The sequence below is a fragment of the Herbidospora sp. NBRC 101105 genome, from assembly GCF_030269205.1.
Classification (GTDB): domain Bacteria; phylum Actinomycetota; class Actinomycetes; order Streptosporangiales; family Streptosporangiaceae; genus Herbidospora; species Herbidospora solisilvae.
In genome coordinates this window covers 361,404-376,814 of the sequence record NZ_BSSX01000009.1, presented here as the reverse complement: position 1 = coordinate 376,814, position 15,411 = coordinate 361,404, and the positions used below count along the sequence as shown (strand labels likewise).

Here is a 15,411-nt window from a genome sequence, read left to right as displayed (position 1 = left end):
AAGGCGTTCACGATAACTCCCACGGGTCCACGACCGGCACCGGGGTTGACCGGCGGGCACCATGGATTGACAACATCCGGTAGAGCCCCTCGGGATCCAACGTATTCTTGGCCGGCAGGCGCACTACGCAGGTCGACTCATTTGAGACAGCCGGTGCTCCCTCGAGTGATACCCAGGCTCCGCTGCCGATCAACAGTGTTCCGTCGTCACAGAGCCGCACATGCTCACCGTCTCTCGACAGACCGATGACCACCAAGGCTCGCGGCGTGGCATGGTCTGTGCGCCTCAACACGTCGTACGTCTCAACGTCCAGATCATAGCTATAGTCGCCATTAGTGGCCCGACGAAGATCTACGGTGGTCTTCACCTGGACCAGTATCGATGGATTGTAGATTCCATTCACCAGCCCCCGCTGGCACAGGAGCACATCGGCCTTCTGAAGATCCAAAGAGGTCGGCCGTCCATGCAGGAGACCGCTTCCAGCCGCAACCGTCTCCAACCAAGCCTCACCGAAGTCGCCCTGCAGAGCGTTCAGCTCCCGCGCTCGGGGAGGAACCATTTCGCCTCACTTGGGTTGGCCAACCTTAGAAGTTGCCTGCATGAGGATATCGGTTCATAGCACTGCCAATAATCAGCCTTCAAAGTCGGAATCTCAAGGATGATTCGTATCCATATCGGCCTTATATGGCGGAATGTCCAGATGGAGATTTGCCCGACTTGCGTCCACGAAAAAGGCCGACCCGGAGAACCGGGTCGGCCTCTTCATACCCTTTACCAGGGAGACGGCGCCGGGGGCGCCACGACCGGCGGGCGGTCGTCGCAGGTGATGGTGTTCGGGAGTTGCCACGCGCCGGCCCACGGTCCGGTGGTGCCGCCGCCGTCGTTGCCGCCCAGGTCGGTCACGGAGAACTCCGAGCCCGTGGGCGGGAAGCCGAACGAGCCGCAGTTGTTGATGCCCACGGCCCCGACGTTGCGGGCGTCGACGTTCTCGAACGACGCGCCGCCCTTGACGCGGGCGCTCAGCACCGACGTGCCGGTGCCGTCGATCCTGATGTCCTTGAACTTCACGCCGGTGATCGAGTAGAGGTCCTTCACGCCCCACTCGCTCACCATCATGATCGCGTTGTAGGTGCTGTCGAGGTAGTGGTCGCCGGTGACCTGGATGTCGTTGTCGATCGAGCGGTCCAGGGCGTAGAACCAGATCGAGCCGAGGCCGATGCGCCAGTTCAGGTCGAACGCGCCGGCCCGGACGGTGGTGTTGTCGGTGAACTTCAACGTGCCGGTGAAGGGCTCGGCGCCGAAGCGGGAACCGGCGTGCAGGCCGGAGCCCTCCCGCAGCGGGTCGGCCACCAGGTTGTTCGAGACGACGTTGTCCTTGCCGCCGTAGATCGCGATGCCGTTGGCGAGCGTGGGGGTCTGCACGGTGTTGCGGTCGAAGACGTTGTTCACGTTGGGGTTCTTCTCCGACCACATGGCCAGGCCGTCGTCGCCCGTGTTGCGGATGAAGTTGTTGGCCACCACCGAGTTCGTCACGCCGCCGTGGAAGTTCAGGGCGTCGGCCATCTGGTCGACGATGATGTTGTCGGTCACCTTGATGTTGTCCATCGGGCCGTCGAACCAGAGCCCGACCTTGGTGTGCCGGATGTACAGGCCCTTGATCGTCGAGTCGCTCATCGCCCCGCCGATGCCGTTGACCTGGTCGGTGTCGATTCTCTCGCGTACGTCGCCCTCGATGGTGAAGCCCGACAGGTGCACGTTGCTGCTGCCGCCGTCGGCGGCGTCCTTGCCGTAGAAGCCGACGCCGGTGTGCACCGAGCCGTCGGGGGCCGGGGTCGGCAGCGCGACCTCCTTGCCCTTGATGATCGTGTACCAGGACCCGGCGCCCTCGATCGTCACGTCGTCGACGATGATGTGGCGGTTGACCTGGTAGGTGCCCGGCGGGAGGTAGACCTTCAGGTTGCTCCGCTTGGCGAACGCGATGGCCTTCTCGATGGCCGGGGCCGAGTCCTTGCGGCCGGTCGGGTCGGCGCCGAACAGCAGCACGTTGGCGGCCACCACCCGCACGTGGGGAGCGCCGACGACCTCGGAGTCGAGCAGGTCGATGACCGTCCAGGCGGCGTTGGTGTTCGCCGGGGCGGTGAGCCGGACCTTGTCACCGGCCTTGTACGTCTTGCCGAGCAGGAGCCGCTGCTCGTCGTAGAAGTGCATCGGCCGGAACGGCTTGGTGATCTCGGGCGTGGGGCTGGTGGCGGCCGGCACGCACTGGCACTCGGTGATCCACCAGTCGGGGTGCAGCAGCCCGGCGTTGGGGTCGTTGGTGAACGGATACTGGTTGTAGAGCCACGAGAACTGGCTCGTCAGCGTCATGGTCTTCTTGTTGCCGCCGTTGACGGTCACGTTCAGCGGCGCGGTGATGCCGCCGCCGTTCGGTGCGTCGGGGACGCTGTAGCGGACGGTGAGGGCGTTGGCGGCCTTCGGCAGGGTGAACTCCACCCACTGCCCGGGGGTGAGCTTGACCGCCTTGCGGCCCGAGGCCTCGGCCGGGAGCGTGTACGCGTTCCTGTCGGGGCCGATCACGACGCCGTTGGTGGCCGCGTTCTCGGCCTCCTGCTCGACGAACGGGACGTTCGCGCCGCGGCCGGCCACCAGCGACGGGTCGAGCGCGGCGCGGGTGACCGCGGTCGGGGTCGCCGTCTGACGTGCCGTCTGATGTGCCGCGGCCGGGCCGGCCACCACCAGGCCCAAGCCCACGGCGGTGGCCGTGACCGCCGCCAACGCCACTCTTCGTGACATCTCGTGCTCGTTTCTGTCGGGGGGTGAACACCTGAGGGTGAGGTGACAGTAGGTCGCCCGTGCCCCGTTCCACAAGAGCCCTGCGAAATAGTTTCGTAACGCTCTCGCTTTCTTGCGCGCTTTGAAGCCGCGTGTTGCACGCTCACGCAACGCACGACCAGGTCGGACGTCATGTGCGCAGAAAGAAACAGCCCTCCCGATCGGGAGGGCTGTCAGGTGGCCGGGTCAGTAGGGGCGGCGGCCCTGCTGCGTCTGGTCGTCGTCGGGCGGGTGGTTGGAGCTCTCGAGGACGTAACCCTTGGCGTAGGTCGGCGACGGCGGCGCGGGCGCCGGCGGAGGCGTCGGCGGCTGCTGCTGGTAGACGTAGGGCTGCGTGTAGTCCTGCGGCGGCGCGGCCGGGGTCGGGAACGGCATCGGGTAGGGCACCGGCACGTAGTTGACGACCTGCTGCGGCGGCTGCTGCGGCGGGTAGGGCTGCCCGTAGGGGTAGGGCTGCGGGCCGTAGGGCTGCATCGGGTAACCCGGGTAGGGCATCATCGCCACGTTCGGCGGCAGCTGCGGCCCCGCCTTGCGGACCGCCGCCGCGTGGGCCAGGCGGCGCAGCCGGCCCTCGAAGATCAGCCAGGCGAGCAGCGCCAGCAGCACCAGCACGGCGGCCGGGACGGCCAGCTTGCGGCTGAGCGTGACCTCGTCGAAGTAGGGCGTCGCGTTGCGGATCTCCACCTGGGCCGTCTCCGGCACCGGCTGGTTCATGCCGCCGCCCTGGGTCGGCTGGGTGCCGGTGGGCGGGTCGGCCGGGGCCAGGGTGACGCCGGGCTCGGACTCGGCCGGGTCGCTCGGCACCGTCTCGGCGGGCGGCGGCGCGACGTCGTCGGTGGGCGGCGCCACCGGTTGCTCCTGCGTCACCGTCGGGATCGGCTGCTGCTCCTGCGGGGGGTCCTGCGTCTGCTGCGCCGGCGGGGTCGTCGGCTTCTTCGTCGGCGTGGGGGTCACCGTCTGGGTGACGGTGACCACGGCCTCCGACGGGGTCGGCGAGGGCGTCATGGTGACCGTCGTGGTCACCGTGTCGCAGGACTGGTTGACGTCGCAGGGGTCGACGGGGTTGGCCGCGCTCGCGCCGGCGGCCACCATCACGGCCACACCGAGCGAACCGACCACCGCGGCCAGCACCGCCGCGGCTCTCCTGGGCGCTCGACCGACCACCGGGTTCCTCCGCCGCTTTTGCCTGACTCCGTACGTCAAACAAATACTAGTCCGGCAAAGTACCGGCAAACCTCACTTTGGTTGCGGGTCGGAAACGACCTTGCGCCGTCCGAGCCGCATCTGCAGCGCCAGCACCGCGATCAGGGCCGCGATCGCGGCGATCACACCCGGCCAGCCCTTGACGAGCTCCAGACCCGAATCCTCCTGCGCGATCGCCTGTGTGTTGTTCAGCGACCGGGTCAGCGGCGGGCCGCTCGGCGTGGGCGTCGCCATCGGCATCAGCAGTTCGGGCGGCGTGCCGCCCTCCACCATCCCGGGCGGCAGCGGCGGGCCCGGCGGAAGCTGCGGCAGCGGCGGCAGATTCGACAACCCTCCTGACAACGGCTCCTGCATCAGCTCGCCCGGGGCGGGCGCGGGCGCCGCGTTCGGCATCGGCTGCGGCACCTCAACCGGCGCGCCGGGGGCCGCCTGCGGCAGGTTCACGCCCGGTCCCGCCTGCTCTCCGATCGCCATCTGACCAGGGACGACCTGTACCTCCTGCCCCGGCTGAGGCGCCGGGGGGAGGTTCGGCTGCTGACCGGGCGCGGCGTCGACGAGCGGGCTCTGACCAGGGTTGACATTGCCGGGCATCTCGGGCATCTCGGGCAGCGGGATGCCGGGCATGGCCTGCGGCTGGGCGACCGGCTCGGCGAGCTGGTGGCCCTTGGGACCACGCTGCTCCCCGCCCCCGCGAAACTCGGGCGGACCCTGCTGGTCGGGGCCTCCCGGCCAGCCTTGCTCTCCCCCGCCGTGAACCTGAGGCGGGCCCTGCCGGCCGGGGCCTCCCGGCCGGCCCCGCTCGTCCCCGCCGTGAATGTGAGGCGGACCCTGCTCGTCCCGGCCGTGCGTCTCGGGCCGGCCAGGCATCTCGGCCTCGCGGATCCGGGGCCGGTGCTGCTTCTCACCGCGGGCCCGCGAACGGCCCCGCTCCTCGGCCGCGCGGGCGCGCGGGCGGTTGCGCCCCTCGGTCTGGCGGGTACGCGGCCGCGCGGCGGTCTCCCGGGTGGACGGGTCGGCCGGAACGTAGACGGGCGGCTGCGCCTGCATCGGGGGCGCCACCATGCTCTCGACCGCGAACGCCTGCATCGGCGGCGCGACCTGGCTCTCGGCGACGTACACCGGGCGGTTCTGAAAGTCGCCCACCTGGGTCTGGGCCTCGGAGGTCACCCTGGCGGCCTCCTCGGCGAACTGGCCGGCGAGGGCGCGGGCCTCCGCGTCGGCCACGGCGGCCTGCTCGGCCGACTGGGTCACGCCGTCGGCCAGCTCGCCCGTCGCCGCGAGGGCGCTGAGCTTCCCGGGCGGCAGCGAGCTGAGGCGGGCGCACACGACGGCCACCCGGCGGGCCAGTTCGGCCGTGTCGAGGTTGAGCCGCATCGTGGCCGGAGCCTCCACGAACAATCCCGGGCCCGTCATCGTCTGGTCGGACTGGGCGGGGCCCGGCTGAAGGGGGCAGCGCCATCCCGGCCCGGTCCCCCCATTGGGCACCGAGCACGCGGCGTGACCGCAGACGGTCGCCAGGCGGAACCGCCAGACGTCACCCGTTCTCATCCAACGGCCGGGATCCTCCGAGGCCACGGCCGGTGTGGCCGACAGCGCCAGGATTCCGGCCCCGACCAGGGACACCACACGTCCAGCGACCACCAGAATCCCCTCCCCGATTACACTCAGTAATCGTTATTCACACGAAGTGGGGGGACTCAACCCTCCTTGAGCAGATCTTGGACCTCCCGGACGATGGGGAGGTCGGCCGGCAACCACGGCACCGACTCGAACTCGAACGGCTCCAGCCACTGCAGGGCGAGGTGTTCGCGCGGCTCCGGCGCGCGGCCGCAGACGATCGTCGACAACCAGATCCGCAACACGTAGCCGTTGCTCAGCGGCCAGTCGCCGCCCACCCTCTTGCCCGGTTCAACGGTGACCCCGAGCTCCTCCTCGCACTCGCGCACCAGCGCGTCGAGATCGCTCTCTCCCGGATCGACCTTCCCGCCGGGAAACTCCCACCCGCCGCGCAACTCCGGCGGTTCGGCCCGCTGAGCGCTCAGCAGACGGCCGTCCGCGATGATCGCGGCCCCTACGACGACCTGTGTCATGCCTGCCTAGGTTAGGGCCAGACGCTTGAGCTGCTCCAGCACATCGGGATTCTGCAGCGGCCGCGTGAAGCCGACGATGGCCGACCGGTCGCGGTAGGTGGTCACCTTGATGGGGCCGCAGAGCGTGCAGCGCGCCTCGACCATCTTGCCCGGCGAGACCACCATGCCCACGTGGCCGGGGTTGTCGGCCGAGGTCCCGGGGCCGGCGTTGAAGAACACCAGATCCCCGGCCTGCTCCTCGCCCGCGTCGATGCGCACCCCGAACGGCCACTGCCCGAAGGTGGTGCGGGGGATGTTCAACCCCGCGTTCCGGTACGCCATGTAGATGATCCCCGAGCAGTCGTAGCCGGCGGGCCCGGTGCCGCCCCAGATATAGGGCTTGCCGCGCTGCGCGAGGGCGTAGTCGAGAATCCTGTCGACCACCGCGTTGGGCGCGTCGTAGGCGACCTCGCAGGCCGGGTTGGCCTCCGGCGGCACGTCGACCGAGCCCGACTGGGCATACTTGGCGGCGATCTCCAGCACCTGGTCGACGTACCAGTTGGCCCGGTTGTAGACGAACAGGGCCTTGCGCAGGTCGTCGGGGGCGCCGTTGCGCTTGAGCATCTTGGCCGCGCCCAGGATCGCGTCGGCCGGGTTGTAGACGTCGGCGACGCCGTCGTCGTCGCCGTCGGAGGCGTAGCCGTTGAACTCCGACGGGATCGGGATCCGGGCCTTGCCGCCCCACGTGCTGATGAGGAACTGCATCGGCCCGGCCGCGCCCGCGTAGTTGGTGCCGCTCTGCACGCCCGGCAGTTCCGACCGGCCGTGGTCGGTCTCGCGTTTGCCGACCGCGGCCAGCACGTTCCACTGCACGCCGACCGCCTCGCCGTGCCGCTTGTAGAGCTCCAGCATCTCCGGCGGGATGTCCTCCTGCGCGGTCTCCGACAGGTCGGAGGTGTCGACCTCGCAGGCCGCCGAGCCGCCGCCCATCATGATGTTGGGCAGCGGCGTCATCAGCACGATCGCGCCGAACATGGCCAGGGGCACCACGACGGCCAGCAGCCCGGCCAGCCACTTCCAGTTCGCGAGCCGGGTCGTGGTCACGGGGAGACGTCCCCGTCCTGGCCACTGCCGGCCAGCTGCAGGTCGTAGACCCGCCAGTCGGAGCCGACCTGGACGACGGTGACCGCGTAGTCCTCGACCTGGTTCTTGGCCCCGCTCAACGCGGTGATCTCGGCGGTGCCCTCGACGACCACGACGACCGAGTCGGCCGACATGTCGCGGATCGACTTCAGCCGGGCCGACCCCTTCGACTCGATCTGGTCGGCCGTGTCGTGCTCGACGGCGGCCGGGGAGGTGACCGTACGGGTGAGGTCGTCGCCGAACTCGACCGTGGTGAACGCCTTGAGCCGGTCGGCCCGGCCCACCGCGTCCTTGTAGGAGTAGGTGCCGTACTCGACGGTGAACCGCCGGGCCAGGTCGGCCGCCGCGCCGAGCTGGTCACGCGACAGCGGCAGGTAGGAGTAGACGTCGAACTCCGCCGACGGCGTGGTCGCCACCTGGCTCGGCACGGCCACCGGCGGCGCGGTGACCGTGCGGGTGGCTCCCGGAACCGCCGGTTCCGCCGCCCCGACCTCGCCGCCGCCGTCGCCCAGGGTCGTTAAATAGATCCCGAGCACGGCCAGCACGACGACGGCCGCGACGAACAGGCCCTTCCTCCGGCCCTCGTTCATGATCAGTCCTTGTCGCGGGGCCGCAGCCAGAACGGCGCGGCGCTGTCACCACCGCCGCCGCTGCCGCCGCCGGAGCCGCCGCCGCGACCGCTGTCGGAGCGGCCGGGCAACCAGAGGGGCGGCGCGTCGGAGGAGCGGGCGGGCCGCTCGGCCGGACGCGACGACTCGGCCCGGGGGGCACGGGTCGGCTCGGGGCGGGGCCGCTGCGGAGGCGGCGCCGACCGGCGCGACGACGAACCCGACGACCGTCCGCCGCCACCGCCACCGCCGAAGAACCCGCCGCCGAGGATGCCGCCGCCCGAACCGCGAGACGCGGAAGGCCGCGAGGCCCAGCCGCCCGAACGGCCGCTGAACCAGCCGCCACCGCCGCCGCCCGTGCCACTGCCACCGCCGCTCGAAGAGGCGCGGGCGGGGGCCGCCGGAGCGGGCGCGGGCGGCCGGGTGGTGGCCGGTGGACGGCTCAGGTTGAGCGGCGGGGCCGCGCCGGTCCTGGGCGCGGGCACGCCGGTCTTGCGCCGGGCCGCCTGCTCCGGGTTCTCCAGCGGGGCGGGCTGGCCGTTCGCGCGCACGCCGACCCGCTCTTCGCCGCGGACCTTGCCCTGGGCGACCCCGGCCGCAGTCTGGGCGGCCCCGGCCGCGCCGCCGGTCGCACCGGCGACCGCGGCGTTGAGCATCGGCTCGGCCTTGCGCAGCCCCCAGCGGCCCACACGGGCCGCGGCGACCGGCGGCAGCGCCCCGGCGGCGCGCTGCAGGGTCGGGGCCGTGGCGGCCTCGCCGAGCACGCGGGTCGTGAACGTGGAGCCGCTGAGCGAGGAGAACAGGTGCTGGAACGGCCTGCGGTAGAAGAACACCGCCAGCGTCAGCAGCGCCATGAACATGATCTGCATGCCCCACGGCAGCGGCGTGGAGATGATCAGGGCGTAGCCGTAGACCAGGACGCCGAGCACCAGGGCGAGCACGGCCTGTCTCAGCAGCGTGCCGACGAGCATCTCCACCCAGCGCATCGCGATGATGCGCCCGGTGCCGGGATGCACGCCGATCAGCAGGAAGATCGGGCCCATGATCAGCAAGAGCAGGAAGCCGATCTTCAGCACCAGCAGCGACACCGCCACCAGGAAGATCAGCAACCCGGCGACCATGGCCGCGATGAACGCCCCGATCGCCACGCCGAGCCGGCTGGTCCAGTCCTTGCCCTGGAGCAGGTAGAACGACGGGCTGGTGCGCAGCGGTTCGGCGATCTGCTCCTCCCAGGCGCGCTGGTGGGCGTCGCCGCCCGGCGACTGCTGGGCGGCCTGCTCGGCTCGCGTGAGGGCCTGCAGATTGAGGGCCTTGTCGCCGTACTGCGTCACGATCGGCGAGGTCGCGTCGGCGGTGCCGAACATGCCCATCAGCCACGGCTTGCAGACCAGGGTCGACCAGAGCGCGTCGGCGTTCTGTGCCACGCCCGGTGTGCCCGGCTGCCCGTAACCGCCGGCGTTGACCGGCGGGGCGGCCGCCGGAGTGGCGGCGTCGGCGGCGTTACCCGCCGGGGTGGTGGTGGGCGGCGGCAGGCAGGACGCGCCGCCCGCGCCGGGCAGGCCCGCGAAGGCCGAGTTGACGATCTCGGTGGTCTTGTCGGTGACGGTCTTGCCGACGCCGGTGAGGTCCTGGGGACGGCTGAAGAACCAGGTCGCGACCGTGACCGCGACGACCATCCAGATGACCGCCTCGGCGGTCGTGGTGGCGCGTTTGCGCAGCAGGCCGTACCAGGCCAGCCAGATCGCCGCGATGATCACGATCGGCCGCAGGAACGGCCAGTACATCGCGTCGGCCAGGTTGGTGACGATGTCGTCGACGACGTTCTTGATGGGCAGCAGCGGGCCCTCGGTCGCGGCGGCCTCGTACGTCGTGATGGTCAGCCGGTCGACCGCCTTGGCCCACGAAAAGATCGCGTTGGCCCACGCGTTGCCGATGACGGCCGCGACGTCGGAGCAGCCGAGCTCGTAGGTGTGCCAGAACTGGCCCGACATGCCGTAGGTCTCGTAGTTGGTCATCGGGGCCGTCTCGGGCGCCTTGACCGACGTGCCGGCCCCGGCTCCGAGCCCCGCGCCCGCGACGGCGCCGGTGTCGCCCACATCGGGCGGCGGGGGTTTGACGAGCCCGTCGACGCCCGAGCCCACCACCTCCGGCGAGAGGGCGGCGGACATGTCACAGATCCCATCGGCGTGTGCCACCGACGACCCGACGATCACCGGCGACGCCACGAAGAACGTGACGAACACCAGCATGAGCAGGGCGACCCTGCGTTTCACGAGCGCACCTCCCGCACGACCCCCGAACGACCCGAACCCACCTTGTCCTGCTCGACCTCATCCGGCTTGGCGTGCGTCGGATTGGTGTCGAGCCAGCGCAGCAGCTCCTCGGAGATCAGGTCGACGCCGATCCGGCCCGCCCGACCGTCGAGGTCGCGGAAGACGCACTCGCCGTTGCGCAGCGAGCGCAGCACGCCCTTGTGTTCCTCGTTCGGATCGACTCCCAGGAGCTCCAGTACGTGCTCCACCTCGACCCGTTCGGTCGAGCGGAAGGCGAACACCGAGGAAAGGCAGTTGGTGACCTGCTCGTTCAGCAGGTCGCCCGCGTTCTGGGACACCAGCACGAGTGCGGTGTTGCGCGACCGTCCCATGCGGGACACCTCGGGCACCAGCTTGGCGCCCTCGGGCGTGGACGTGATCGCCCACGCCTCGTCGAGGAAGATCGCTTTGGGGGTGCGTCTGTCGAGCCCGTTCATCAGCCGCCGGGCGAACTGCGAGACCAGGTAGAGCAGGGCGACCGACAGCCGCTGCTCGTACGAGTAGTCGTCGCGCCCCGTCGCCGCGTCGGGCAGCGTGAGGCCGCCGAGGGTGAACACGGTGGTCCATCCCTCGGTGTCGATCTGGTCGCCGCCGGAGGGGTCGAAACAGAGCCGAGCAAGGTGCATTTCGGACATCGACCGCAGGACTGCGCCCAGGTTCTTGGACGCGGCGTCCTCCGCCCGGTCGAGGTGGTCGATGACCTTCCCGAGCGAGGGGTCGGGCTCGTTGGCGACCGCCGCGACGGCCTGCACCATCGCCGACTCGCGCTCCTCCGACATGCGCGGCAGCAGCAGCCGCAGCGTCTCGGTGGCCATCGTCTTCTTCGCGGCCAGGTCGTCGCCGAAGGAGAACGGGTCGAGCAGGCCCGGCGCGGCCGAGCCGAGGGGGATCGTGCGGGCCTGCCGTCCGCGCCGCCGCAGGAGCTGCACCAGCGACTCGGCGTCGCCCTTCGGGTCGATGACCGCGACGGTGACCCCGCGCAGCGCCATCTGGTAGATCAGCAGCAGCGCCAGCGTGGTCTTGCCGCCGCCGGGCTCCCCGGTGATCGCGATGGCCGTCGGCCGGTTCTTGGTCGCCGCCACCAGCGGGTCGAAGTGCACGATGGAGCGTGCCCGCCCGAGCGTCTCGCCGATGTAGGGCCCCAGCCACCCCGCCTCGTCGGCCCGGTCACCCAGGTCGACCGTGGCGGTCGCCATGCCGCCCGCGATGGTGCGCAGGGGCTGCCGCTGGGCGTAGGCGTTCACCCTGACCTTCTCGCCCGGCAGCGCCTCGCAGAACAGCGAGAACTGGTCGCCGGTCGAGTTGACGACGTCGATGCCCATGTCGCGGTAGTGCTCGATGACCGCCTCGACCCGCTGGACGCACATCTCCTCGGTCGGCGCGCTCACGCTCATGCGGTGCCAGCCGTAGACGAACGGCAGGCGTTCCTTGGTGATGCCGTGTTCGAGCATGCGGGCGGCGTCGATCTGCTCGGCCAGCGCCAGCGGCGCCTCGGCGCCCGCCTCGCGGATGTGGATGTCCATGTCGCGCGCGTGGGCCAGCTTCCTGGCGACGTCTCGGGAGGCGCGTACGGGAGGGATGAGCCGCATCCGGGAGGAGATCTCGACCGGGAAGGGGAGCTGGTCGCTGAAGTGCATCCAGGGCTCGCCGTCGGGGAACGGCATCAGGTCGGGGAACCGGGCGAACGACAGGTGGGCGACGTAGGAGTCACCGCCGGGCTGCTCGATCCGGAGCAGCGACCTGCCGTTGTGGATCTGCCCCTCGACCAGGGCCTCGATCTCGCCCCGGCCCCACCTGCGCCGCTTCGAGGCCGACGCCGGCGGGTCGCCCAGCGCGCCGGTCGCGGCGTGCTGGAACAACCAGGCGACCTCGACGGAGGTGGCGTGCCGCGCGTAGAGCGAACCGGAGGCGAGCGCGCGGCCGAGCCGTTCGGCCGAATCGGTCCACTTCGCCACCTCCTTCTCCGGCACGTGGTCGTCTTCGAGGCCCAGGTTCTTCTCGGCCTTCTGGTAGAAGCCGAAGAGCTGCGCGAGCACGCCCTCGCCGAGCTGCGCGCCGCGCGGCCCGAGCCGGACCCCGAGATAGACCTCCTTGGACCAGAAGTCCTTGGCCCAGACGTGGCGGTACATCTCTTCGAGGTAGTCGCGCCAGCCCGGGCCCTCGTCGGAGGTGGCGTTGAGGGCCATCGCCCACTCGGCCGCCGGGTAGGTGCGGTGGGCGACCCGCAGGTGCACCTCGGCGTCGGTCATCCTGATCGCGGCCAGCGCGATCGTGATGTTGTTGGCGAGCGCCTCGCGCTCCTCGGGCGTGATGAACTCGTAGCTCACCGTGGGCAGGCGGAAGTAGGCCCAGGCGGCGGAGTCGGTGAGGAGGATCCGGTCGTCGAAGTACCGGACCGCCAAGCGACTGCGCGCCCGCGACGCCCTAGCCAACGAAGCTCTCCCCTCTCGCCGTGGTCAACCCGCTCGCGACAACCCCGGCAAGGGCAACGTACGCCCTGCGGCCGCCGCTGCGAAGGTCATTGAGGTCGACTTGTCCTGGTTCGGCCAGCTCGTCTTCCCACGGGACCCTCACGATCGCCCTGCACCTTCCGCGCGCGACCGTCTCGGCCCGTTCGACATCGGCCATGCTCCTTCGCGACACACCGTTGATGACCACGACGGCCCTGCGCCGGAGGTCCGCGCAGCCGTGCCCGTCGAGCCAGTCGTAGGTCATGGCGACCGAGTCGGGGGCGTCGGCGCTGGCCGGGGCGACCAGCACGAGCTGGTCGGCGTAGGGCAGCAGCCGCGCCGCGAGCGCGGCGGCCGGGTCCATGAGGATGATCCGGTACTGCTGGTCGAGCAGCCGCATCGCGCGGGCGATGCGCTGGTCGGAGAACCAGCCGCGGTCGCCGATGCGCTGCTCGGCGCCCGGGTCGACGTCGGCGGCGAGCACGTCGAGCCCGGAGTCGCTCCGGGTGGTGTAGTCGCGCACGCGGGTCCCGACGCCGTCGACGGCCGTGAGGAAGGAACTGAGCGTCTCGGGCGTCTCGGGGCTGATGCGCCCGGTGAGCCCGTCGCCGCCCGAGTTGGCGTCGACGGCGACGACCCCGTCCTCCCTGAGCCGGGCCAGCGAGTGGCCGAGGAGCAGCGTGGTCGTCGTCTGCCCCGCCCCGCCGGTGCAGCCCAGCACGACGATGCGCCGGCTGCCGTTGATGGTCGTGCGGGCGCGGTCTTCGTCGTTGTCGCCGTCGGACCCCGCGACGACCTGCGACACCCGCCGCCACGTCGCCTCGGAGCCCCGCTCGGATGGGATGAACGGCGCGGGGGGCTGCCCCTTCCGCAACCGCTCCTTCTGCCAGTCGACCGCGGGCGCGGGCGCCTCCGGCTCGACGGCCGAGTCGGCGGACGCCGCCAGCCTCCGCAACCTCCGCAACGCGTCGGGCCGTATCGGCGGCGAGGAGATCTCCTCGTCCGGACTCCCGGCGGCGGGACTTTCGGCGACGGGACTTTCGGCGGCGGGCGCCGGCACCCGATGCTCGGCGACCTCACCCACAGGCTCGGCCTCACGGCGCTCGACCATCGGCTCAGGCTCCACCCACGCCGGCGGCACGGCCACCTCGGCCTCGGCCGCGGCATGCCTGCCCACACGCCCCGAAGCGGGCTCTTCCCTGGCCACCTCACCCGCGGAGTGCCGGGCTCCCCGCGCCGACTCGACCGGGGTCTCGTTCTGTACGGACTGGGGCACGGCCGGCTCGCTCATGTCTGGCCCAGCGGCCTCGACCGGCTCGGCCTCGGCCACCGGCGACCACGAGAACTGAGGCGATGCCGTCTCCGCCCGCGAAGGCCGGGCGTCGTGCTCCGGAGCCGAGGACCCCGGAACGTCAGCACCCTGCGGCCCGACCGGACCCGCGGGTGCGTCAGGGGCCTGCGTCCGGTTCGCCTCCGCGGCTTCCGGCCGGTTGTCCGGAACGGCACTCGCGGGCGGCTGAGAAGCGTCGGCCTCGCTCACCGGGCCAGGGTGGGCAGGCGCATCCTGCGATCCGCTCGGGCGATAGGACACACCGGGCGCATCAGTCTCGCGGTCGGGACCCGACCACACGGGCACGCCGGAGGGCTGCGGCGAACGCGCCTCCGCCTCGCGGTCGGAAACCGGCCACACGGGCACGTCCGAGGCCTGTGGCGAGCGCGCCTCAGCCTCGCGGTCGGGACCCGACCACACGGGCACATCGGAGGGCTGCGGCGAGCGCCCCTCCGCCTCGGCGTCGGAAACCGGCCACACGGGCACATCGGAGGCCTGTGGCGAGCGCGCCTCAGCCTCGGCATCGACGGGAGCTTGCGGGCGCACCGGCCCACGGGGCGTCTCGGGGCGACCCGGGCCCTCGGCGGCCAGGGGCGTGTCGGACGGCCGGGGGCCGTGCTCCGTGGGCACGCCCGCGTCTTCCGGCCGGGCCGGGCCGCCCGGGACCAGGCGCATGGGCACCGTGGGGGTCTGCGGCCGGTCTCCGCGCGTGGGCTCGGAGGTTTTCGGCTTGTCGGAGGGGTGGGCGAGGAGGGCCGGGCGCAGCGGGTTGGCGGCGAGGGGGCGGGAGCGGTCCTTCGCCGGGTCGGCGGGCTCGCCCACCGGGCGGATCAGGCGCGGGGGCTGGCCGAACGTCGCCGGGCGGCGGCCCTCAGGGCGGGCGGTCTGCTTGTCGTCCGGGTGGCCGATCAACCCGCGGGCCGGTTCGGGGGCCGCCTGCGCTGTCGCCGTGGTGGTCAGCGGGGGCTTCACGCGTACCGGGATCTCCTCGACCACCGGCGCGGCGGCCGCGGCGGCGGCCGCCACCGCGGGACGGACCGTCGCGCGCTGGGGCTCGGGGGCGCGCTTGGGCTTCTTGACCCGCACGCGCTCGGTGCTGGCCCGCCACACCTTGGCCTGGAAGTCGATCACGTCGGGCTCGCCCGAGGGCGCCAGGCGGCACCACGTCTTGGGCTCGGAGAAGTAGCGGGTCTGCGACTGGAGGAGTTCGGTCAGCCGCTTGCCCTCGATCACGGGACGAGTCGACAGCCATGTAACGATCCCGGGCGGAACCAGATAGATCACATGCCAGGGCGCGTCGAAGGGCAAACCGACCACTTGGAGGAGGACCCACCAGAAGGCGGAGACGCCGACGAAGACACCGATCCAGACGATGGGCAACGGCATGGGCAGCCGGAGATCGTAAAGCTTGTAAAGCCGCTTCTCAATTCGCCAGATATTGGTGTATGTAGGCAGATCCACCCG

At 71.3% G+C, this 15,411-nt stretch carries 10 protein-coding genes; all 10 read right to left on the bottom strand.

The window, feature by feature from the left end:
- Positions 1–7: 7 nt before the first annotated feature.
- The gene (locus QSK34_RS34190; RefSeq protein ID WP_285590484.1) at positions 8–559 is read right to left on the bottom strand and encodes a DUF4365 domain-containing protein; all 552 of its coding nucleotides are present in this window, start codon (positions 557–559) and stop codon (positions 8–10) included.
- Positions 560–771: 212 nt separating this feature from the next.
- Positions 772–2,793, bottom strand: coding sequence for a glycosyl hydrolase family 28-related protein (locus QSK34_RS34185; RefSeq protein WP_285590481.1), 2,022 nt, complete (start codon positions 2,791–2,793; stop codon positions 772–774).
- A gap of 225 nt (positions 2,794–3,018) precedes the next feature.
- Positions 3,019–3,996 (bottom strand): hypothetical protein, encoded by a 978-nt coding sequence (locus QSK34_RS34180; protein ID WP_285590480.1) that lies wholly within the window; start codon positions 3,994–3,996, stop codon positions 3,019–3,021.
- Between the two features lie 72 nt (positions 3,997–4,068).
- Positions 4,069–5,583, bottom strand: coding sequence for a hypothetical protein (locus QSK34_RS34175; RefSeq protein WP_285590478.1), 1,515 nt, complete (start codon positions 5,581–5,583; stop codon positions 4,069–4,071).
- A gap of 149 nt (positions 5,584–5,732) precedes the next feature.
- Positions 5,733–6,125 carry a (deoxy)nucleoside triphosphate pyrophosphohydrolase gene (locus QSK34_RS34170; RefSeq protein WP_161484217.1) on the bottom strand — a complete coding sequence of 131 codons (393 nt, stop codon included), beginning with the start codon at positions 6,123–6,125 and terminating at the stop codon, positions 5,733–5,735.
- Between the two features lie 6 nt (positions 6,126–6,131).
- Positions 6,132–7,208, bottom strand: a complete 1,077-nt coding sequence (locus QSK34_RS34165) for a C40 family peptidase (RefSeq protein ID WP_285590473.1) — start codon at positions 7,206–7,208, stop codon at positions 6,132–6,134.
- Positions 7,205–7,837 carry a hypothetical protein gene (locus QSK34_RS34160; RefSeq protein WP_285590469.1) on the bottom strand — a complete coding sequence of 211 codons (633 nt, stop codon included), beginning with the start codon at positions 7,835–7,837 and terminating at the stop codon, positions 7,205–7,207. Before QSK34_RS34160 ends, QSK34_RS34165 begins: the two co-directional genes overlap by 4 nt.
- 2 nt (positions 7,838–7,839) lie before the next feature.
- Positions 7,840–10,128: a type IV secretion system protein gene (locus tag QSK34_RS34155; RefSeq protein ID WP_285590467.1), complete on the bottom strand. Its 2,289-nt coding sequence runs from the start codon at positions 10,126–10,128 to the stop codon at positions 7,840–7,842.
- Positions 10,125–12,599 (bottom strand): ATP-binding protein, encoded by a 2,475-nt coding sequence (locus QSK34_RS34150; protein ID WP_285590464.1) that lies wholly within the window; start codon positions 12,597–12,599, stop codon positions 10,125–10,127. The genes QSK34_RS34155 and QSK34_RS34150 overlap by 4 nt, the downstream gene beginning before the upstream one ends.
- Entirely contained in the window at positions 12,592–15,408 is a 2,817-nt protein-coding gene (locus QSK34_RS34145; protein ID WP_285590462.1) for a TcpE family conjugal transfer membrane protein, read from the bottom strand. The genes QSK34_RS34150 and QSK34_RS34145 overlap by 8 nt, the downstream gene beginning before the upstream one ends.
- Positions 15,409–15,411: the final 3 nt, after the last annotated feature.

Bases quoted from the DNA above. Each gene is read 5' to 3' on its own strand.
- QSK34_RS34190 (WP_285590484.1), bottom strand. From the start codon at position 559: ATGGTTCCTCCCCGAGCGCGGGAGCTGAACGCTCTGCAGGGCGACTTC.
- QSK34_RS34185 (WP_285590481.1), bottom strand. From the start codon at position 2,793: ATGTCACGAAGAGTGGCGTTGGCGGCGGTCACGGCCACCGCCGTGGGC.
- QSK34_RS34175 (WP_285590478.1), bottom strand. From the start codon at position 5,583: ATGAGAACGGGTGACGTCTGGCGGTTCCGCCTGGCGACCGTCTGCGGT.
- QSK34_RS34170 (WP_161484217.1), bottom strand. From the start codon at position 6,125: ATGACACAGGTCGTCGTAGGGGCCGCGATCATCGCGGACGGCCGTCTG.
- QSK34_RS34160 (WP_285590469.1), bottom strand. From the start codon at position 7,837: ATGAACGAGGGCCGGAGGAAGGGCCTGTTCGTCGCGGCCGTCGTCGTG.